The 20,464-nt window shown below is 57.0% G+C and carries 21 protein-coding genes and 3 pseudogenes; 12 read left to right on the top strand and 12 right to left on the bottom strand.

Translation table 11 applies throughout. The features are described from left to right. Positions 1-9: 9 nt before the first annotated feature. Positions 10-1,305 carry a dicarboxylate/amino acid:cation symporter gene (locus tag PSH84_RS14445; RefSeq protein ID WP_305483134.1) on the bottom strand — a complete coding sequence of 432 codons (1,296 nt, stop codon included), beginning with the start codon at positions 1,303-1,305 and terminating at the stop codon, positions 10-12. Positions 1,306-1,488: 183 nt separating this feature from the next. Between PSH84_RS14445 and PSH84_RS14440 the strand changes: the two genes are divergently transcribed. Next, positions 1,489-2,436, top strand: a complete 948-nt coding sequence (locus PSH84_RS14440) for a LysR substrate-binding domain-containing protein (RefSeq protein WP_305483133.1) — start codon at positions 1,489-1,491, stop codon at positions 2,434-2,436. 457 nt (positions 2,437-2,893) lie between these two features. Here PSH84_RS14440 and PSH84_RS14435 read toward each other — a convergent pair whose 3' ends face one another. From PSH84_RS14435 to PSH84_RS14425, 3 genes and pseudogenes are all read right to left on the bottom strand, one after another. Continuing rightward, the gene (locus PSH84_RS14435) at positions 2,894-3,169 is read right to left on the bottom strand and encodes a hypothetical protein (RefSeq protein WP_103308880.1); all 276 of its coding nucleotides are present in this window, start codon (positions 3,167-3,169) and stop codon (positions 2,894-2,896) included. Between the two features lie 521 nt (positions 3,170-3,690). Continuing rightward, positions 3,691-4,539: pseudogene (locus tag PSH84_RS14430) on the bottom strand (TIGR03915 family putative DNA repair protein). Next, a complete protein-coding gene (locus PSH84_RS14425) occupies positions 4,539-5,756 on the bottom strand; it encodes a putative DNA modification/repair radical SAM protein (protein WP_305483132.1) in 1,218 nt (405 codons plus the stop codon). The pseudogene PSH84_RS14430 and the gene PSH84_RS14425 overlap by 1 nt, the downstream one beginning before the upstream one ends. A 167-nt stretch (positions 5,757-5,923) precedes the next feature. Here PSH84_RS14425 and PSH84_RS14420 point away from each other — a divergent pair, with 167 nt between their 5' ends. From PSH84_RS14420 to PSH84_RS28780, 5 genes and pseudogenes are all read left to right on the top strand, one after another. After that, the gene (locus PSH84_RS14420; RefSeq protein ID WP_003199786.1) at positions 5,924-6,094 is read left to right on the top strand and encodes a YhfG family protein; all 171 of its coding nucleotides are present in this window, start codon (positions 5,924-5,926) and stop codon (positions 6,092-6,094) included. Continuing rightward, the gene (locus PSH84_RS14415) at positions 6,094-6,693 is read left to right on the top strand and encodes a putative adenosine monophosphate-protein transferase Fic (RefSeq protein ID WP_305483131.1); all 600 of its coding nucleotides are present in this window, start codon (positions 6,094-6,096) and stop codon (positions 6,691-6,693) included. The genes PSH84_RS14420 and PSH84_RS14415 overlap by 1 nt, the downstream gene beginning before the upstream one ends. Positions 6,694-6,782: 89 nt before the next feature. Further along, the gene (locus tag PSH84_RS14410) at positions 6,783-7,532 is read left to right on the top strand and encodes a metallophosphoesterase (protein WP_305483130.1); all 750 of its coding nucleotides are present in this window, start codon (positions 6,783-6,785) and stop codon (positions 7,530-7,532) included. 194 nt (positions 7,533-7,726) lie between these two features. Continuing rightward, complete coding sequence (locus PSH84_RS14405; RefSeq protein ID WP_305483129.1) at positions 7,727-7,969, top strand: CopG family ribbon-helix-helix protein; 243 nt, start codon at positions 7,727-7,729, stop codon at positions 7,967-7,969. Beyond that, positions 7,959-8,242 (top strand): annotated as a pseudogene (locus PSH84_RS28780) (type II toxin-antitoxin system RelE/ParE family toxin). Before PSH84_RS14405 ends, PSH84_RS28780 begins: the two are co-directional and overlap by 11 nt. 326 nt (positions 8,243-8,568) lie before the next feature. On the opposite strand, the gene PSH84_RS14395 reads toward PSH84_RS28780, so the two are convergent. Together PSH84_RS14395 and PSH84_RS14390 are read right to left on the bottom strand one after the other, a co-directional pair. Then, complete coding sequence (locus PSH84_RS14395) at positions 8,569-8,877, bottom strand: BrnA antitoxin family protein (protein WP_028237682.1); 309 nt, start codon at positions 8,875-8,877, stop codon at positions 8,569-8,571. Next, positions 8,855-9,130, bottom strand: a complete 276-nt coding sequence (locus PSH84_RS14390; protein WP_028237683.1) for a BrnT family toxin — start codon at positions 9,128-9,130, stop codon at positions 8,855-8,857. The genes PSH84_RS14395 and PSH84_RS14390 overlap by 23 nt, the downstream gene beginning before the upstream one ends. A gap of 411 nt (positions 9,131-9,541) precedes the next feature. Here PSH84_RS14390 and PSH84_RS14385 point away from each other — a divergent pair, with 411 nt between their 5' ends. Then, positions 9,542-9,760 carry a hypothetical protein gene (locus PSH84_RS14385; RefSeq protein WP_305483128.1) on the top strand — a complete coding sequence of 73 codons (219 nt, stop codon included), beginning with the start codon at positions 9,542-9,544 and terminating at the stop codon, positions 9,758-9,760. A 91-nt stretch (positions 9,761-9,851) separates the two neighbouring features. On the opposite strand, the gene PSH84_RS14380 is transcribed toward PSH84_RS14385, so the two are convergent. From PSH84_RS14380 to PSH84_RS14365, 4 genes are all read right to left on the bottom strand, one after another. After that, a complete protein-coding gene (locus PSH84_RS14380) occupies positions 9,852-10,301 on the bottom strand; it encodes a hypothetical protein (protein WP_305483127.1) in 450 nt (149 codons plus the stop codon). A 19-nt stretch (positions 10,302-10,320) separates the two neighbouring features. Further along, positions 10,321-11,040: a hypothetical protein gene (locus tag PSH84_RS14375; RefSeq protein WP_305483126.1), complete on the bottom strand. Its 720-nt coding sequence runs from the start codon at positions 11,038-11,040 to the stop codon at positions 10,321-10,323. 830 nt (positions 11,041-11,870) lie between these two features. Next, complete coding sequence (gene umuC / locus PSH84_RS14370; RefSeq protein ID WP_145132686.1) at positions 11,871-13,148, bottom strand: translesion error-prone DNA polymerase V subunit UmuC; 1,278 nt, start codon at positions 13,146-13,148, stop codon at positions 11,871-11,873. Beyond that, entirely contained in the window at positions 13,141-13,566 is a 426-nt protein-coding gene (locus PSH84_RS14365) for a LexA family protein (protein WP_014338712.1), read from the bottom strand. The genes umuC and PSH84_RS14365 overlap by 8 nt, the downstream gene beginning before the upstream one ends. Before the next feature lie 97 nt (positions 13,567-13,663). Here PSH84_RS14365 and PSH84_RS14360 point away from each other — a divergent pair, with 97 nt between their 5' ends. Beyond that, on the top strand, positions 13,664-14,368 hold the full coding sequence (locus tag PSH84_RS14360; RefSeq protein ID WP_305483125.1) for an SOS response-associated peptidase family protein: 705 nt from the start codon (positions 13,664-13,666) through the stop codon (positions 14,366-14,368). A gap of 122 nt (positions 14,369-14,490) precedes the next feature. Beyond that, complete coding sequence (locus PSH84_RS14355) at positions 14,491-14,880, top strand: hypothetical protein (RefSeq protein WP_305483124.1); 390 nt, start codon at positions 14,491-14,493, stop codon at positions 14,878-14,880. A gap of 23 nt (positions 14,881-14,903) precedes the next feature. Here the strand turns inward: PSH84_RS14355 and PSH84_RS14350 are convergent, their stop codons facing one another. After that, positions 14,904-15,929: a phage portal protein gene (locus PSH84_RS14350; protein ID WP_305483123.1), complete on the bottom strand. Its 1,026-nt coding sequence runs from the start codon at positions 15,927-15,929 to the stop codon at positions 14,904-14,906. Next, a pseudogene (locus PSH84_RS14345) lies at positions 15,926-17,689 on the bottom strand (terminase ATPase subunit family protein). Before PSH84_RS14345 ends, PSH84_RS14350 begins: the two are co-directional and overlap by 4 nt. Positions 17,690-17,856: 167 nt before the next feature. Between PSH84_RS14345 and PSH84_RS14340 the strand changes: the two are divergent. From PSH84_RS14340 to PSH84_RS14330, 3 genes are read left to right on the top strand one after another with little or no spacing between them, the layout of a single operon-like run. Then, the gene (locus tag PSH84_RS14340) at positions 17,857-18,687 is read left to right on the top strand and encodes a GPO family capsid scaffolding protein (protein ID WP_305483122.1); all 831 of its coding nucleotides are present in this window, start codon (positions 17,857-17,859) and stop codon (positions 18,685-18,687) included. Positions 18,688-18,730: 43 nt separating this feature from the next. After that, entirely contained in the window at positions 18,731-19,750 is a 1,020-nt protein-coding gene (locus PSH84_RS14335; RefSeq protein WP_305483121.1) for a phage major capsid protein, P2 family, read from the top strand. Positions 19,751-19,753: 3 nt separating this feature from the next. Next, complete coding sequence (locus PSH84_RS14330) at positions 19,754-20,455, top strand: phage terminase small subunit (protein WP_305483120.1); 702 nt, start codon at positions 19,754-19,756, stop codon at positions 20,453-20,455. Positions 20,456-20,464: the final 9 nt, after the last annotated feature.

Here is a 20,464-nt window from a genome sequence, read left to right as displayed (position 1 = left end):
ACCGTCTCCTCAAGCCACCGGCACCGGTTCGGATCGCGACCGAGCAGGCGCATGTACGCCTTCGGCCTCGTCGGCCTCTTCATGGGGTTCGGACTTGGCGACCACCGCCGTGGCAATGCTGTTGCCCACCACGTTGGTGGCGGTGCGGGCCATGTCGAGGAACTGGTCGATACCGATGATCAACAGCAGCCCCGCCTCGGGCAGATTGAACATCGGCAACGTCGCTGCGACCACGACCACCGAAGCCCGGGCGACACCGGCCATGCCCTTGCTGGTAATCATCAGCGTCAGAAGAATCAGCATCTGCTGAGTGAAACTCAAATCAATGTTGTAGGCCTGGGCGATGAACAGGATGGCGAACGCCTGGTACATCATCGAACCGTCGAGATTGAACGAATAGCCCAGGGGCAACACGAAGCTGGACACACGTTTTGGCGCGCCAAACTTCTCCAGCGCCTCGATAGTTTTCGGGTAGGCGGATTCGCTGCTGGCGGTGGAAAAGGCCAGGAGAATCGGTTCGCGAATGAGCTTGCCGAGGTAGAAAACCGAGCGACCGAGGAACAGGTAGCCGGCTCCGAACAGCAGCGCCCAGAGGATCAGGATCCCCAGGTAGAACTCGGCGATCAGCTTGCCGTAATCCACCAGCAAGCCAAGCCCCTGGGTAGTAATCGCCGAGGCGATGGCGGCAAACACCCCAATCGGCGCGAAGGCCATCACGTAGTCGGTGATCTTGAACATCACCTTCGCCAGCTCTTCGATGGAGTCGGTGATCCGGGTGTAGCCCGCCCGCTTCACCCCCGCCAGTGCAAAGCCGAAGAACAGCGAAAACACTACGATCTGCAGGATCTCGTTATTGGCCATCGCTTCGGCGATGCTGCGGGGAAACACGTGGCCGATAAACGCCTTGAGACTGAAGTCACCGGTATTGACCGGCACAGCCGCCGTTGCGTGCTGGGCCACATCCATGTTCAGCCCGGCACCGGGTTGAAACAGGTTGACCAACCCCATTCCGATCAGCAGCGAGACGACCGAAGCGGTGACAAACCAGGCCATCGCCCGGGCTCCGATCCTGCCGACGGAACGGGAATTGCCCATGCTGGCGATACCGCCCACCAACGTCGCGAAGACCAGGGGCGCGATGATCATCTTGATCATGCGCAGGAAAATATCAGTGACCATCGAGAAGTAACTGGCAATCTCTTTGGCACTTTGCTCGCTCCCTGCGAAATGGTGACATGCCCAACCGACCAGCACGCCCAAGGCAATGCCCATTGCAATTCGACGGGGGAGCTTATTCTTCTTCACGGTGCTGTCCTCAAGTAGTTCTTGGAGTTTTTTTACTTGGCAGGATCGATTCTAAAGAGCGGATTCGGAGGGATGATGAGTAATCCAGCTAGCCCTATGCGGTTTTGGAATAGTTATCGAAAGGCCGCGCTATGCCGGGGAGTTGCGCAGTAAGATCCTGCTCTCACAGCGGGAGTTCTCGATATGCAACTCAAATGGCTGGATGATCTTCTGGCGATTGGCGAATGGAAAAATTTCTCCCGCGCGGCCGAGGTGCGTTGCGTGACGCAATCGGCCTTGTCCCGGCGTATCCGCTCACTTGAGGAATGGGTGGGGGTCAAGTTGGTGGACCGGGGCACCTACCCCGTCCAGCTCACCCCGGCGGGGGTCACTTTCTGCGATGAAAGCCGAGAGGCCCTCGCCGGATTGCTGAGGTTGCGCTCGACGCTGCGCGACGTGGAACGAATGCCCGGGCGCTCGATCCAGATCACCGCCGGCCACAGCCTGTCGATGACCTTCCTGCCCAAGTGGCTCTCGCAGTTCCAGCCACACAACGAGCAATTCAACGCCCGGGTGGTGGCCGCCAACATCCATGACGCCGTCATTGCCTTGGAGGAAGGCAGTTGCGACTTGATGATGGTCTACCATCACCCGCTTGCCCCCATCCTGCTGGACGCCGAGCGTTTTGGCAGCCTGGTACTCGGCCACGACGCGTTCATCCCCCTGTGTGCACCCAACCGCAAGGGCGAACCGCTGTTCCGCCTGCCCGGCCGCGCCGGCAAGCCGGTGCCCTACCTGGCCTATACGGCAACCACGTTTCTGGGGCGCGTCGCCGACATCGTCATCAACAACGGCCCAGAACCGATCGCGCTGGAACGCTGTTATGAAGCGGACATGGCCATGCTGCTGATGCGCATGGCCATCGAGGGCTACGGCGTGGCCTGGTTGCCGCAGAGCGCGGTGGCCGACGAACTGGAGCGTGGGCTGTTGGTACGGGCCGGTGGAGAGCAATGGAGCACGCAATTGGAGATTCGCTCGTACTGTGCGATTGCCAATCGCAATCCGACGATGCGCAAGTTGTGGAAGACGTTGGAGGGGGCTTCGTTGCATCGGCTGGGCAGCGCATCCTCTACACCTACAGATGCGGACTGATCAACGCCACTCAAGCGCTGTTCGCCAATGGTGGGTGCACACCAATTGACTGTGGGAGCGAGCTTGCTCGCGATGACGGCAGCACATCCATCATCGCCATCAACTGACCCACCGCTATCGCGAGCAAGCTCGCTCCCACAGTGGACTGAGGGTGTACGCAAAATTTGCGTACCCACCAAACCCTGTGGGAGCGGGCTTGCTCGCGAAGGCGTCGGCACGACCAGCAACCTGCAAACTGACACACCGCTTTCGCGAGCAAGCCCGCTCCCACAGAGGGTTTGCAACGAACGCACTACCTGTGAACTCCCCGAAAAAAACTGTGGGAGCGAGCTTGCTCGCGATGACAACAGCACATCCAACATCGCCATCAACTGACCCACCGCTATTGCGAGCAAGCTCACTCCCACAGGGTTACAAGCTGACAGTGCAGGCGACCTTATGAGGTCGCCCACTTCCATTACAACGCCAACACCTGCGCCTGCAATCGCCGCCCGATCACATCCAGCAGATCACACCCATCGCGCAGGGGGATCGCCAGCACTTGGGCGAAATCATGGAGTACCACCGCGTCCGTACTGATGTCGGAACGCATGGCGAGGTTTTCCAGCAACTGCGTAACAGCGGCGATGCGGTAAGCGGCGGTGTCGTGCAGCACGTCCAGCGGCGCTTCCGTGTCGATCAGGAGCGCGTGGAAATTGTTTTCGATACCGGTGATGGGCATGTAGCGGGACATGAGGGGTTACTCCTGCGGGGATGGGAGGTCAGTGGCGGATTGGGATGCCGCTGGCAAAGGGACCGAATCCGGGATCGAGATTCGGATATTTGGCAGGAGATATTCTTGGGTGACGCTAGACGAAAGCCACCTTGGATTAGCTGTGGTTTTCTGAGAGTTGGGGGTGAGCTTTTTCATTGGCTTGTACCTAGGTTATGTAAAGGAACTGCCTTCACCACTTCCACCTGGTGGGTGGCAGCTGTACGCGGGTGTGGAAGACCGAGAACCTAGGACCCGGCGCACCCGAAGGCGCCCCGCGTACAGCCGCCGTAATTTAACAGCAGACCTAGGAAAAGCGTCTGCTTTTTAATTTAGCGGTGCAACGCGCTAGGTTTTCGTTAGGGCTTCCACACCCTCTCGCTGAATTTGCAGCGACGTAGAAAACTTAGCGCACGGGGTGATGGGGTGGATAGTCAGCGGGGAACGACACAGCTTGAGGGAAACTTCCGATGGGAATGTCCGGCGATGGATTCAGAACTTGTTTAATCCTCAACAACAGCACCAACCACTATCCGCTTACCCATTTGCGCCCCCACCTCCAACGCCTGCCCATCCCGCTGCTTCCCCCGCCGCGCCAACCCCACCAGTCGAGGAATCAACTCCCCCTCCGGCAAGTGCTGCCAGAATCGCCCCGGCATGTGCTGACGTAGCGCCTGGGGATTGAGCCGCGCCGGGTTGAAGATGTGCCTGTAATAGGTCCGCCAAAGCTCAGCGCCGGGATCGTCGGCGTGACGCGCCCAGTGCTGCCATTGCTCGGGGCAACGTCGCTGGTAATCTCCAGCAACTGTCCATCGAAGCGGATGCCATCGCGCGGCGTTGCGATCAGCCAGCGTTGCTGTCCTAGCCGCTCGGCAAAATGGCCGCTGGCGCTTTCGAGGATGTCATGGGCCGGCTGGTGAAAGGCGACCAGGTCCAATTGCAGTTGCTCGGCCAATGCCTGCGGCAGGGGGATAAAGCGCACGAAAGCATGCAGGTGATGAGCCTCGCGCTGGACCTGCTTGATCCGCCGCTGCAGTTCACTGCCCAGACGGTCGCCCGCGAGCATGGCTGTGCGGTCACCATGGGCAACGCGCCAAAGCACTTCATACAACAAATTCCAACGCTGTTCGCCTTGGTAACGGCCAGCCTGTTCGAGCTGGGTCAGCAAGGCCGCGGGGACCCGCGTACGGAACGGGCCCGGCCCTTGAGGCAACGGCGCCCGGCATGGCCAAAAGATCGGCCATCGGACCTTGGGCCCAGGTGACATCGCTCGGGTCGATGCCGTGGCCGAGCAACGTTCGAGCCTGATCGCGCCACGTGGAGAAATCATCATCACAATCCAGGGCAATCATCACCAAAGCCCCATCTGCACCGGCCGCTGAGGGTCACGCAACCGCGCCCGCAGCAGGCCGCTACGCACCTGGGCGTCGGCAGGCCGGTAATCGCTGGTGACAATGAACGGTCGCGCCTTCTCCAGCACGCACCGCAACTGCACCAGGTCGTCATAACGCACCCGCCGTTCCCGGCGCAGTGCAACCAGACGCTGCACGCTACGCAGGCCAATCCCCGGAATACGCGCCAGCAATGCGGGTTCGGCGCGGTTGACGTCCAGCGGGAACACCTCTCGATTGGCCAGCGCCCACGCCAGCTTGGGGTCGATGTCCAAATCCAGGTTGTGGGTTTCGCTCAGAAGCTCGCCTGCCTTGTAGCCGTAACCGCGCATGAGAAAGTCGGCCTGATAAAGCCGGTGCTCGCGCAGCAACGGAGGCGCCGCCAGGGGCACGCTGGCAGGGCTGTCGGGAATCGGGCTGAACGCTGAATAGTAAACCCTTCGCAAACCGTACCCCTGGTAGAGCGACTCGGCGTTGCTCAGGATGGCGTGATCATCAGTGGCATCCGCCCCTACAATCACCTGCGTGCTCTGCCCGGCCGGGGCGAAACGCGGTGCCCGCGGCTCATCCGCCACCGCCTGTTGCCCCTGGTGGATGGTGCCCATGGCCTGGCGGATGGTCGTCAACTGCTTTTCCGGTGCCAGGCGCTTGAGGCTTATGTCGGAGGACAGCTCGATATTCACGCTCAAGCGATCCGCCAACCGCCCCGCTTCCTCGATCAACAGCGGATCGGCATCGGGAATGGTCTTGAGGTGGATATAGCCACGAAACTGGTGCTCCTCCCGCAACAACCGCGCTACCCGTATCAACTGCTCCATGGTGTAATCGGCCGAACGAATGATGCCGGAACTCAAAAACAGCCCACTGATGCAATTGCGTCGATAGAAATCCAAGGTCAGCCGGACCACCTCCTCCGGCGTAAAACGCGCCCTCGGCACGTTGCTGGAACGACGGTTGACGCAATACTGGCAGTCGTACAGGCAAAAGTTGGTCAGCAACACCTTCAGCAACGAGACGCAGCGCCCATCCGGCGTATAGCTATGGCAAATGCCCATGCCATCGGTGGCCCCCAGTCCCTCACGGCCTCGGGAGCTACGCTTGGGCGCACCGCTGCTGGCGCAGGAGGCGTCATACTTGGCAGCGTCGGCAAGAATGCCGAGCTTAGCGATAAGCTGCATGAAGTGATCTCGAATACTGGATATAAACACAGTATTTTGAGATGAACCGTAACGCAAGCGCCATTGGTCAATTCAACGCCTGATACCAGTGGCCCAAGTCGCGACATAGGCCCATGCCAACGGGATGGGCTATAATCGGCCAACCAACGCGATTGAGGTCCAGCCCCATGGGCAATGTCAGCCTTGAAACCAAAAAGGCCTATGCCGCCAGGACGCGTAGATCCAACTACGCGGCCAGCCTCCGTCTGGAAGGCTTCAAAACGACCTTCGCGGACGGCGAACGCAAAATGCCAACGCGTGAAGAGGTCTTGAAGGCCTTCACCCAGACCCGAACCTGATGCCTGACAAATATGGAGTCGGTGAAGACGCTTATTGCTACCCCGGCTCCACGGTCCTTCGCAACAAGCTCGATATCCGTGACGAACCGACCCTAAGCGAAGCCGAACAACAGCTCTCGGCCATCGCAGCGGACAACGTCGAATTCAGCCCTCCGCCCTACAGCCTGGCCTACCTTCAAAACATTCATCGAATTCTCTTTTCTGACCTGTTCGAGTGGGCCGGGGAGCTGCGCACCGTTGGCATCTCCAAACAAGCCACCCGCTTTTGCCAACCCGAATACATGGAGAAAGAAGCCGGCAAGATCTTCACGGCCATGGCCGCGGCAAACTGGTTCGAAGGGATGGATCGGACAGAGCTGATAGTTGCAGTGGCAGAGGCCTATTCCGACATCAACGTCGTACACCCCTTCCGCGAAGGCAATGGCCGTGCGCAACGCATTCTGTTTGAACACCTCATCATGAATGCCGGGTTTGAAATCAGTTGGTGGGGGATTGAGAAGGACGAGTGGATTTTTGCCAACATTGCGGCTTACAACTGCGTTATGGAGCCTATGGAGCAGGTTTTTGAGAAGTGTATCGGACAGGCGATTCAAGCTTGACCCTATGACGGCACCCAGCTCACCGCCTTACGGTTAATTCCGCCAGGTGATACAGTCGCCACCAATTAAAATCTGCGAAAGCACTAAAAATGTACAGGACGAAATCATTCCCACCCAATAAAAAAGGTCGCGACTTTGTGGTGGGCGACATCCACGGACACTTCAAACTTCTAACAGCAGCCTTAAATGAACTAGACTTCAACACTGAGCTGGATCGCATCTTTTCCGTGGGAGACCTCATCGACCGAGGCCCCGACTCCATAGACGTATTGAACTGGCTTGAGAAACCTTGGTTCCACGCCGTGCGCGGCAATCATGAGCAGATGCTTATTGACTGTATCTCCGGCCATGGGGACATACCCCGACATATCCGAAACGGTGGTGCCTGGCTCTACGAGCTACAACCAGCCGTCCAGCATGAACTTTTAAAAGCCTTGCAAGCACTTCCATTGATCATTGAAATCAATTTATCAAGTGATCAAGCAATTGGAATAGTCCATGCCGAAGCTCCTGTCATCAGGAGTAACGATGACTGGCAAGAAGCTAAAGACGCTATTACTGGAAAATGGGGGGAGCAGCATCAACGGCAAGCCTTGAAAACAGCGCTGTATGCAAGAGAGAAGATCGAACAACAAGACCACACTTGCATCAAAGGAATAGATCGGCTCTATGTTGGGCACTCAACAGTACCCGGTGTTATACGCCTGGGCAACGTCGTTTATATCGACACAGGCTGCTCATTTTCCGACGGTGCATTGAGCCTGGTAGACATCCAAACCGAAATCATAACCAGCATAAACATGGACCATTGCGATATGGGGCAGTCTAATTTGCCTTGATCCTCGGTGTGAGATCAACGTCCATCCCATTCCAGATCTCACATTTACCCGCAGGACGGCGGCGTCTGTGAGGCTTTTCAGATCAGCGCACGAGGGGAACAATTCACGTCGAGACACACCTTGCGACGGCCCGCTGATTCAAGCGCTCGGTCAACGGTGTAAGGTGCCCGAAAACGTCCACCATTGAGGCTGCCATGTCCGGCGTATCCCTGAATCTGCCCGAAGACCTATCGAACTCCCTCGCCGACCTGGCCAAGACCAACGGCCAAAGTGCGAGCTACCTGGCGATGGACGTTCTTCGCGACTACATCGAACACGAAAAAGCGCTGACCACACAGATCGAACTTGCCGTAAAGGAAGCTGACCAGGGTAAATTTGCTACCGATGAGCAAGTAGCAGCGATGCGCGCTCGGCGCTGGAGTCAGAATGCAGGTTGAGTGGCTGGAAAAAGCACTCAAAAACCTGGAGGACGAAGCGAATATATTCGCACTTGAAAAAAACCAAGGCTGCTGACGACTTCTCCGAAGCGATTCGCCAGCCTAGACAAATTGGCTCAGTTTCCCGCAATGGGTCGAGAAGGACGAGTCAAACAGACGCGGGAATGGGCAGTCCCAAACTGGTCTTATCTGATTCCGTATCGCGTGCACGGTGATCGCCTCCAAATCCTCGGCGTATTTCACACTCGACAACGCCCCCGCCCCCACTGGTGAAGTCGGCGTAATATTGCTCTCCCACCACGTCCTGCCCTGCCCTGCCCTGATAAACTGTGCCATCCGCCTCGCTGATTCAGATTCCCAATCCCCCTACAAACTGCCCCGCTCTCCCGCCGCTTCTCCGTCGCGCCGATGATGGATTGGAACAGCTAATTCTGAAAGCCGCGTAAACGTGCCTTTCAGCGACAATCAAGAAAAAGGAAAAAAGGGGACGGGAAAAAAGGGCACGGATTTACGATACCGTTACCGAAACAAATCCAATCCGCAGACAACAAAAAGCCGCCTCATCGGCGGCTAATTTTTTTACGAATAATATTTAGCGACTAAGCCTTCAGTTCTTCTGGTGTATGCGTCTTGAGCCAATCGGCCAAGGCGGCGTTCATTCGTGTTTGCCAGCCCGGGCCAGAAGCTCTGAATCTTTCCAGCACGTCAGCATCGAAACGAACATTGACGTGCTCTTTAGTGGCTACCGACTTGGGTCGACCACGCTTTGGCTTGAGCATTTCCTTTGCCTGAGCTTTGCCAAACAACCCACCAAGCACCTCGCTGGCTGGTTTGGCCTTGGCAAAGTCTTCGGTCGACCATTCGGGGTTTGCCGTATCGACCCTCTCAGGACTGGGTTTCTTGGTCATAATTTTTGACCTCCCGTTTGTTGGCTTTACGAAAGCTGATGACGTGGACCGCGTCACCCCGTGGGGTAAACACTACGACATGCAGCCGATCCCCTATGTACCCCATCGCCCGATAACGACACTCGCCGTAGTCGAATCGATCATCTTCCAGGATCAATGCTGTAGACCATTCAAAGTCCCGCACGAGGGCAAACGGAAGTCCACGTTCTTCGACGTTGCGAGCGTCTTTGGCTGGGTCATAGGTAATCTGCATGCAATTATCGTAGCCACATTAAATCGTCAACACAAGTTGTGAGTTGAAACGCTGACCGAGCATGCACTCTGCCTGGTTGTCATCAAAGATTGAGTGGCTAGGCTTGAGAGCCCACCAAGTACCCGACAAGTATCCCTGATAAACTGCGTCCATTCGCCCCGATGACTCAGATTCCCAATGCCCCTACAAACTGCTCCGCTCTCCCGCCGCTTCTCCGTCGCCCCGATGATGGATTGGAACTAATAATTTTACAGACCTTGTAGCAAGCGGCCTCCAGCGCTAACGGCGAGAACCCGTACCACTTTTGTACCAGCGCCACTCCAGCGAACTGACCCCGCCAATCTCTTTTCGCCATCGGTTACCTTATCGTCACTGCTATGCTTGCATTCTCTCAAAAGCGAGTCGAAAGCCATGGCAAGCGAATATTCACTGACCGATGTTCTCGAACGGATTTATCAAAATCAGCTGGCCTTGGAAGCTGCGCTGATGGAGCTGACTCTATGGGCTGAGCAGCAAGACGCGGGGGTCTTAGGTGAAAACGTTAGAGGGGCGCTTTTCACACTCGGCGAGAATGCAGGTCATATCAAACAAGGTTTAGCTCGATTGAACGGGATAGACCCACCTGACTGAAATTAGTATCTAAGCGAGCCCTCCGAAAGTGGCCCTACAAAGGGAGTGCTTTATGCACTCCATGTTTATTCATTTGGATTTTCTTCTTTCGCTAGTCCTCCTCGTCCGGGACAAGCGGTCCGTCGTAAATCGCCGCTAACCGAATCACAGCTTCTAAAGCCTGTTCCGGCATCGCTCTTCCCTGTATGTTCTTGAGAACGCTCTCTCGGACTATATACCTAGAAGGCATTTTGGGATTCAAGATATTATTCAAACCTATTCGCGAACAGGTTTTTAGCTCTTCATTAACTGCCACATCAAGAGCGCTTGGATTGATTTCAATCTCAAAGGGAAGTTTCTCAAAGATCCCACCATCAATGATCTCATCTATTACGGACTGATGCCATACGATACCAACTTGTGGATCTGCTTTTTCAGTTACTCCCTCCCTCCCGACATAGATACCCGCAAGTATTGCAACATCGGTTTGGAATCGATAAGAGATACCGCCTACTTGAACAGCACCTTTTGGACTGTAGTAAAGGACAGGGGAACCAGACATACCACTCTTCGACGCAGAGTCAACAAGGTATTTTGCTTGGCCATCCCATCCACTTTGTACTGACGAGGCGATTTGTCGCGCGTTTCCAGACAGGCTGGGAATAGTAGTCTTGAAGGTTATGTGGATAGCCAGGGATGAAAAGCTCCTCAGTCACCTCTACATTTTTCAACCATGATTCCCTGATAGCTGGATCAGGTACTAGGTAGCGTTGTATAGGACAAAGATCAGCGGGAATATTGCTTATACTACTATCCAGAAGAGCAATAAATGCCTCTTCAACCTCTTCACCAAAACGATGAAGCTCCATCTTTAGATTCCCCGTTGGATCAAAGGGGATAGCTACTACATCCACTCTTGGCCATCCTGACGGATGAATAAGGAAAAGGGCTTTCTCCTCATCCATCAACGGAAGAATAACTGACATCCGTGATGCACCAAAACCACCATAGCTAACAGCAAGGTTAACAACAACGTTGTTTGGTACTGCGTTCTGTTCGCTCTGAAATCTTAAATTATCAGGATGACGGCCTGTTAGGTTATGCCAAGCGGTCACCACATAGAATTTCCCCTCGCGCTCGTAAACCACACCCGTGCCGATGGCAAGATTCGTTCTCCCAAATCGCATCGTCAAATGAACAACTGAATTACTTACGGCGGCCATATCTGCTCCTTGCTTGCCAAATAGTCGCCAGAAGATAGCAATAAGCCAGCACAATTCCCAGAGCTGTTTTCTGATCATTTTTTAGACATTCCATCCGTTTTTTTGACTCCCCCTCATGCGCCTTCCAAGCCGCTAAGGGACGCCCTTCTCCTGCTCAATATTTTTCAAAGCTCCCAGCGATACCGGAGTGTCATTCCTTCAAGTTGGTCATAGAGAGATGGAACGTACTAATCCTAGAAGCGTTAGTGCTCCGGCCTATGCGGACAACTGACGGTGCGCCATGCCTGCGCGTTTCCCTCCTATGCTTTCAGCTTTTTTATGTTGACCCATGGGGAAATGGTTAGGAGGGTTAGTTTTTTCCCCGCAGCCCGGAAAGCCTTGTCTGGTAAGGCTTTGCGAAGAAATACCAAGGTTAGCTTCTGGTTAGTTTTGGTAATTTCCTAACCTTTATTGATGTTAAATACTCGACTTATAAAGTCTTTTAAAAACAGTAACTTATTAAATCCTAACCTTTGACCTAACCCAACCTAACCCATCAAAGTTAGGTCTCAAACCCAGTAAATACGGGCGCTCCAGCTCATCACACTCCACTCAAAAAAAACCTAACCCTTTTCCCGAGGCACCTCCGGAATTCCACCGCCTGTGCTTGCGTGTGAGTATTGCGAAAAGACACCCGCCTTCGCAGGGATTCGCAGGGATTCGATAGCCTGAATTCGCTCCGACGGCCCCGGCTGGCTTGATTGATAGGAAGATGCAGGAGTGCAGAAAAAAAGACCTATTTAGTCCGCAGGCGAGGTGGGGGGACGACGGCGCGCGCCAGGTTTGAAGCACGCCACAGCCCGCCGAAAGCGCACCATTTCGGGGCGAAAAAAAAGCCGCCTCGGCGGGCGGCTCATGGGGTCAGCAGGTCATCGACAGGACACCTGCCACAGCTGGTCCAGCCTGGTCGTGTAGCTCTGGCTCATCATCTCTCGACGCATGCCCCAGTCTGGGTTGACGGGCACGCTGGCTGATCGGAGTGTCCCTCTACCCCATCGCCCGTTGATCTGGTCCAGCACCGCCATCAACTTCGTGGCGTCGGCTGGTTGGGAGGTGGCAAACAGGTCGTCGGTGTACTCCCCCTGCTGACAGAGGTTCATCAACAGCACCTCAGCCTTGCTGTACTTGAAGCCCGGCCGAAACACGCGGTCGAGCGCGTCCACTGCTGCCTTGGTCAGCAGCCGCACATCATCAGTGGGGTACGGCATGTCGATCAGCACACCATTGGCATACTTCGCTTCCTCCGGGTTGAACATGCCGGTGCGGATGCTGACGCGGATCTTCTTGCACAGCGACTGCTGCGCCCTGAGCTTTTCCGAAGCACGCATCATGTAGGTAGCCACCGCTTCCTTGATGGGTGCCAGGTCCGTGAGCCGCTTCCCGAACATCCGACTACAGCAGATTTCCTGCTTCGGCGGGTCCGGCTCATCCAGCTCCAGGCACGGTGTGCCGGCCAGCTCCCGGGCGGTCTTCTCGATCACCACGCTGAACTTCTTGCGTAGCGTCCACGGGTCGGCCTTCGCCAGGTCCATCGCGGTCTTGATACCCATGGCGTCCAGGTGAAGTTTCATCTTGCGACCGACGCCCCAGACCTCGGACACGTCGGTGTTGCGCAAGACCCAGTCACGCTTGAACGGGTCGCAGATATCGACCACGCCGCCGGTCTCCACTTGGAGCCGTTTGGCGGTGTGGTTTGCCAGCTTTGCCAGGGTTTTGGTGTGGGCGATCCCTACCCCGACCGGAATGCCGGTGCAGCGCAGCACCTGGCTGCGGATCTTTCGCCCGAGGGCATCCCGGCCGTCAATGCCGGTCATGTCGGCAAAGGCTTCGTCAATGCTGTAGACCTCGACGGCGGGCACCATTGATTCAATGAGTGTCATAACCCGCTCACTCATGTCGCCGTAGAGCGCGTAGTTCGACGAGAATGGAACGATGCCGTGCTTATGCAGCTTGTGCTTGATCTGGAAATACGGCTCGCCCATCTTCACATAGGGCTTGGCGTCGTAACTGCGGGCGATCACGCAGCCGTCGTTGTTGCTCAGCACCACGATGGGCACGCGGGCCAGGTCGGGTCGAAACACGCGCTCGCAACTGGCATAGAAGCTGTTGCAGTCGATCAGGGCGAAAACTGGTTGGGGTTTAGACATGGCTGCGCACGCTGCATGTGATGACGCCCCAGATCACCAGCTCGTCGCCCTCAAGCACGTACCTCGGTGGATACTTTGGGTTCTCCGAAAGGAGAATCACCTCCCTGCCGCGAATGCAAAGCCGCTTGCATACGGGCTCGTTGTTCAGCAGCGCGACGACGATGTGACCGTGCGCAGGCTCCAAAGCGCGGTCCACCACCGCGAGATCGCCTTCAAAAATACCAGCGCCTTGCATGCTCTCCCCAGCGATTGAGACCAGGTAGACATGCGGGGCGCGAATGTTCAGAACCTCATCCAATGAGATGTGCGCTTCGATGTGGTCCGCCGCCGGAGATGGGAACCCGGCAGGCACTCGAAACGAACACAAGGGCAGCTTCAAGCCACCCTCGGCAATAGGGCCTAGAATTGAAAAGCTCATGACGCACGTTCCAAAATACTGTACGAACATACAGTTAACTTTGTACAAGGTTGGCGGTCAATTTTGTATAGGAAAAATCTGACAGGCGGGACAACCCATGTGCGGGAGATTCGTGCAATACGAGGGGATGGCGGTGTTTATGGAGGAGCTAGGGCCGCAGCTCCCGCTATTCAGCGGTTTCGATGCAGTGCCGATCAACCGGTACAACATCGCCCCGACGACACGCGTGCAAATCTTGCACACCAGCAATGCCGGTCTTCACATCACCCCGATCAGGTGGGGCTGGTCGCCATTTTGGGCGAAGGGAAAACGCCCCGACCCCATCAATGCGAGGGTTGAAACTGTCACGACGGGGAGGTTTTTCAAACAGCTCTGGCCGAACGGGCGTGCTCTGGTTCCAAGCGAAGGTTGGTATGAGTGGGTCAAAGACCCCAATGACCCGAAGAAAAAACAACCCTATTTCATTCGCCTGAAAACCCGGAAGCCTATGTTCTTCGGCGCCCTTGCACAGGCTCAACCTGGGCTTGAGGGCCAAGAAAGCGATGGTTTTGTAATCATTACCGCAGCCAGTGACCAAGGTATGGTGGATATTCATGATCGAAAGCCCCTGGTGCTTTCACCGGACCTCGCCCGCGAGTGGTTGACTCCTGATTTGGAGCCAGCGCGAGCAGAGGAAATTGCACGGAAGCATTGCCGCCCCGTAGAGGATTTTGAGTGGTTTCCCGTGGGCAAGGCAGTGGGAAGCGTAAAAAACCAGGGCGAAGAATTAATAACACCTATTTTGAAAACGACGGAAGGGTAAAAATTATTCATTTCCTGAATTAATGGTCTAGGCTCCAGCTGGCATTATGCCTGTCTAACAAATAGGCAGGTTCTCGAAATAAAGCCACCCAGCGATCAACGATAAAGGATGAGGGAAAGCACATGGGGCAGGAAAATTTTCACGCCAGCGTTCAATATGGCGACTTCAAAGGTACCGTAGCTGCTGATCGACATGATCAAAACGACATAGGCGAATACGTACGAACTCGGGGCTTGATCAATGAGGGCGAGTTCTTGGTGGGTATTGAAGCGTATGCAACTGAACTGATGGGTAAGCCTCAAGTTACTGACGTAGACGTTACCGTTCTAGTAACCCAATACGAAGGTTATGAGAACGTTCAAGAGGCCGTTGACTCGGGCGAACCACTTAAGGTTCGTAAAATTAAATTAGAGATGTCTCTTGTTGAGTTTTTTACTCTCTTCAAACGATTCAGCCTAACAATATCAAACCACGGTTTAATCGATAATCGCGATGTTGTATTCGACGATTGACATTGAATCAGCTGAGCCCCTGCTTAGATGGCTGGGGCCAGCTCATAAGGTTTGAACCGCATCACCTCATCACCTAACCAATCATTCAGCTGCACCATTCGCGTCTGGATGGGCTCCAGCTCGTTAGCAGCATAGATCTGAGTCGCCTCCCTGATCGACCCGAACCCACCCGCGTTCTGCGGCACGATGCCCATCAACTGTGGCGGAATGCGCAGGCTCGCCAGCACGTCATCACGGGTCTGATTCTTGATCGAGTTGAATTCGTCTTTGGCCGCTACCTCGCTGACAGGGATTAGCTGAATCCCATCCTTCTTGCCCGTGGGCGAGTAGACAAACAGATTCCGAAAATTCCCCGGCCCTTTGGACTCCTTCAGCGCTTTACGCAAAGAGTCGATATCCGCCTCAGTCTGCGCCGCGTCGGTCATGTACAGGATGAAACCGGCGTGACTGCCGTTCTCGTAATACTTGCGCCGGAACAACGTAGCCGACTCGTTGAGAAGCGCCGACTGCAACGCACTGATCCACTCCGGCAGCCCATAAATCTCCTGGTGCAGATCCGCTTCGCGCAGATGAAAAATGCTCCCCGGCTCAAACACGTGCTCGTTCTTCCACCCCTGCACCTGGTAGAACTGCCCCTCCGGCCCCACCCGCATGTACTTCGCCAACGACGGCACCAGTTGCCTGGTGTTGCCCAGCACCGAACGGCGCTTTTCCAGATAGCCATTGCCCAGGCACAGAAAATCCAGGGCGAACTGTTCGAACGCCGCCCGGGACAGCATCGGATGCGGGATAAAGGTCTTGCTCAACAGGTTGCGCTTGAACATCAACCCCGAATGCAGATGCACGCTCGCTCCCACGGACCGAGCCAAACCGTTAAGCGACAACGGCGGCTCATACCACCGCCCGTTGAACCAGCACTCCAGGTAGTCGAACACCTCCCGACCACCCAGCACCGGCGTCGGGTCACCGAAGCTGAACACCTGGGTACCCGCACCGGCGGCGTCGAGGGTGGCCGGCAGTAGCTCTTGGCTGGCGAGTTGTTCGGTCATGTGAAAATCTCCATTCGCCCGGTATTGGCAGCGGTCTGCCCTTCGAGCGGTTCGTTCTGCAATGCGTGGAAGAGCGCCCAGGCCAGGTCGGCATGGCCGGTGTTGTCGTTGCGGCCGGCGGTGTAGGTGAACTGGCGACCGCCTGCGGTGATGGTTTTGCGAATCGCCATGAGCGACTGGGCCATGTCGGTCCAGCCGGCATCGAACTCCAGCCGCCTCTTGTGAATAACGTCGTAGGCCTTCAGCACCAGGCGGGTTTTCACCTCGGGCGAGTAGCTGAAGGTGTGGTCACAGCCGGGAAGAACTGGCGCACCAGCTGGGCCACGCCGCTGCCCAGACCGGTGACGTCGATGCCGATATAGGTCACCCAGTAGCGGTCGCACACGCCCTTGATGGCGGCGGCCTGGGCAGCGAAGTCCATGCCGCGAAATTGGTGGCGCTCGAGCACGCGGAATTTTCCACCGGGGCACCAGGGGCGGCGCGACCACCACCAGGCCGGAACAATCGCCCGTCTCGGCCGGGTCATAGCCGACCCACACCTGGCGGTCGCCGAACGGACGCATGGCGAAAGGTTTGTAGTCCTCGGCCCACTCCACCCAGCTATCGACCATGCAGGGCTGCAACACCGACAACGGGAAGATGCTCGCGCCGTCATCGACGAACTCGCACATCAGCAGGTTGGCAAAGGCCTCAGGGCTGTACTCCCGGCGCAGCTCTTCAATGTCGAACAGATCGCAACCGCCCCGCTCGGCGTCGAGGATGGTGACGATCTGTCGCCACAGCCGATCCTCACAGAACCGGCCCTGCTGGAGTGCGCCGTGGGTCACGTCCACTTTGGTGTGCTGCGCGGCCGGCTTGCCCTTGTTGAATCGTTCCCCCGTCCAGAAGGTGTACGCCTCGTGAGCCATGCTCGACGGCGTGGAGAAATAGGTTTTGCGCCACTTCTTGTGCATCGCCATGCCCGAGGCGACCTTGTTCAACTCCTCGAACTTGAACGTCCAGAAGAATTCGTCGAAGTAGAAATTGCCGTGGTAGCCCTGGGCGGTGCGGGCGTTGGTCCCGAGGAAAAACAGCTCGGCGCCGTTGGGCAGCACAATCGGGTCACCGGTCAGCTCGACGCCGATGACTTCCCGGGCGAAGGCCTGAATGTAGCCACGGAACAGGTAGGCCTGGTTCTTCGAAGCCGACAGGAAAATCTGGTTGCGACCGGTGTCCAGGGCGTCGATAAACGCCTCGCGGGCGAAATAGTACGTGGCGCCGATCTGCCGACTCTTGAGAATGACGCGGGTGCGCTGGTTGCCTGCCCGGTACCAGTCTTTTTGGTAGTCGAAACAGCCGTCGATGAACGCCTCGCGCAGCAGCTCGATCTGGTCTTCGCTGATGTCGTTTTTCGGGGTCTTTTTCTTCGGCCCCTCGTTGCGCTTGGCGAGGTTCGGGTTGAGGTCGGTTTCGGTGCCGCCACCCTGGAAGCGCTGAATGCGGGCCTGGCGCTCAAGCTGCCGATGCAGCAGATCGATCTCCTTGAAATCGCCGCCGGTCTTGTTGTCCTTGAGGATCAACTGCACCAAACGCGCTTCCAGGGCGCCGCCGATGCGCTCCACGTTGTCGGCCCGGTCCCACTCGTCGCGGGCCTTCCAGCTGTGTAGCGTTTTTTCTTTTTCGCCCGTAGCCTCGGCAATCTCGCAGATGCGCCAACCCATCCAGTACAGGAACTTGGATTGGCGTCGCGGATCGATAGGCAGCAGGGTGGTCGTCGTCATGGCCGAGATGCTGCCGCCCATGGCGACGACTCAATAGCGCCGCCCCTTGTACCCTCCCCGTCTACAGTCCCGTCTCGTTGCCGCCGCTCGCGCCCGTGACGACCATGCCCCTCATTGCAACGCACTGCTCAACCCAGCAGGCGCCCCACGCACTGAGGATTCCCGGCATGAAGAAGTTTCGCAGCAACTGGTTCCGCGTCGCCGTCGAGGGCGCCACTTCGGACAAGCGCACCATCAAACGCAGCTGGCTGGAACAGGCCGCCAAGAACTTCAACCCGTCCACCTACGGCGCCCGTATCTGGCTGGAACATTTCCGCAGCCTGCTGCCAGACAGCCCGTTCAAAGCCTATGGCGACGTGCTGGCAGTGAAAACCGAAGAGGTAGACATCAACGGCCAGAAAAAACTGGCCCTGTTCGCCCAGGTTGAGCCCACCCCCGAGCTGATCGCCATGAACAAGGCGAAACAGAAGATTTACACCTCCATCGAAATCGACGACAGCTTTGCCGATACCGGCGAGGCCTACATCGTCGGCCTGGCCGTGACCGACTCGCCCGCCAGCTTGGGCACCGACGTCCTGGCGTTCTCGGCCCAGAAACCCGACGCCAGTCCGTTCAAGGACCGCCACTACTCGGCGACCTCGATGTTTACCGAGGCGTTGGAAACCGAGTTGAAGTTTGAAGAAATCGAAGAGAAGCCAAGCATCGGCGCCCAGCTGTTCAGCAAGGTGCAGGCGCTGCTGACCGGCAAACAGGCCAAGGACGACACCGAGTTCGCCCAGATCGGCGAAGCCGTCGAAGCCATCGCCGAACACGTCAAGGATCTGCCCGATCAACTGGCCGCTGAAAAGAGATTTTCGGCGGGGCTGAAAACCCAGCTCGAACAGATCAGCACGGAACTCACGGAGTTGAAAACCAAGCTCTCCACCACACAGGACCACAACCAACAGACGCGCCCTCCGGTTACCGGTGGCGACAAACAGGTCATGACCGACTGCTAACAATCGGCCACCCACAGCCCCGAACAAACGAAGGACGATATTCATGCGCAACGATACTCGCGAACACTTCAACGCCTACCTGAGCCAGCTCGCTCGACTCAACGGCGTGTCTTCAACCTCCGCGACCTTTTCCGTTGACCCTACGGTTCAACAGACGTTGGAAACCCGGATGCAGGAATCCAGCGAGTTCCTGAGCCAAATCGGGATCATCGGAGTCGATGAACTCCAGGGCGAAAAAGTCGGCTTGGGTGTCAGCAGCACCATTGCCGGTCGTACCGACACCACCGGCAACGGCGTTCGCCAACCTCGCGATGTATCCTCCACCGACAAGAAAGGTTACGAGGCCAAGAAAACCGACTTCGACACCGCAATCCGCTACGCGCAGCTTGATGCCTGGGCGAAATTTCCAGACTTCCAGGCTCGCCTGCGCGATGCGATCCTCAAGCGCCAGGCGCTCGACCGCATCATGATCGGCTTCAACGGTGTCAGCGCAGCCGCTACGACCGACCGCCAGGCCAATCCTTTGCTGCAAGACGTCAATATCGGCTGGCTGGAACAGTACCGCCTCAACGCGCCTGCGCGAGTCCTCAAGGATGGGAAAACTGCCGGCAAAATCGTCATCGGCAGTGGTGCCAGCGCCGACTACAACAACCTCGATGCATTGGTGTTCGACGCCATCGCCAACCTGATCGACCCATGGCACCGCAAGGATCCGGGCATCGTGGTCATCCTGGGCAGCAACCTGGTGCACGACAAGTATTTCCCGCTGATCAACAAGGAACAGCCGGCCTCCGAAAAACTGGCAACCGACATGATCCTTTCGCAGAAGCGCATGGGCGGAAAGCAGCCGGTCGAGGTGCCGTATGTGCCAGACGGCGGGGCGCTGGTCACCACCCTGGCGAACCTGGCCATCTACTGGCAGATCGGCGGTCGGCGCCGCTATGTCAAAGAAGCACCGGAAAAAAACCGCATCGAAAACTACGAGTCCAGCAACGACGCGTATGTCGTCGAGGATTACGGCCTCGGCTGCCTGATCGAAAACATCGAGCTTGAGGAGGCCTGATCCATGGCTAACAGCCTCGCCAAGCGCCACTACCAGCGCGTCACTGCCGCCATCGAGGCGGCAGCGACCGAGCCCACCCAGACCATGGCGGGCGCGACGGCCTACGAGCACCAGCTCAACCAGCTGCTGCAAGATCGCCTGCGCCTGAAACAGGTCCAGTCAAACCAAGGCAAGGCAGAACTAAAGCGCCAATTGCTGCCGAGCTATGAATCCTATGTGCAAGGTGTGCTGGAAGGCGGTCAGGGCGCGCAGGACGAGGTACTGACCACCGTCATGGTCTGGCGCTTCGATGCTGGCGACTTCACCGGTGGGCTCGACATCGCGACATACGTGCTGGAACACAAGATGGTCATGCCCGACCGCTTCGCCCGCACCTTGGGCTGCTTGGTCGCCGAGGAAGTAGCCACGGCAGCCTTCAAGGCCCAGAAGGTTGGCGAACCGTTCGACCTGGCAATCCTGCACCGCACCGCAGAACTCACCGACGCCGAGGACATGCCCGACCAAGCCCGCGCCAAGCTGTTCCTCGCCATGGGCCGCGCCACGCTGGAAGGCATCACCGAAGAGGCACCGGGCCAACCCGGCAAGCTCCAGGTCGGTGTGGATCTACTGAAAAAAGCCATCGCCCTGCACGACGCCTGCGGTGGCAAGAAAGATCTGGAGCGGGCCGAACGCCTGCTCAACAAACTTGCCGGCCCTGCCGGCTAACCGAGCGTC

Origin of the sequence: Pseudomonas beijingensis (assembly GCF_030687295.1) — a bacterium.
In the GTDB taxonomy this organism is placed as follows: domain Bacteria; phylum Pseudomonadota; class Gammaproteobacteria; order Pseudomonadales; family Pseudomonadaceae; genus Aquipseudomonas; species Aquipseudomonas beijingensis.
The sequence above is the reverse complement of the archived record's forward strand: the minus strand, read 5'-3'. Positions and strand labels throughout refer to the sequence as shown.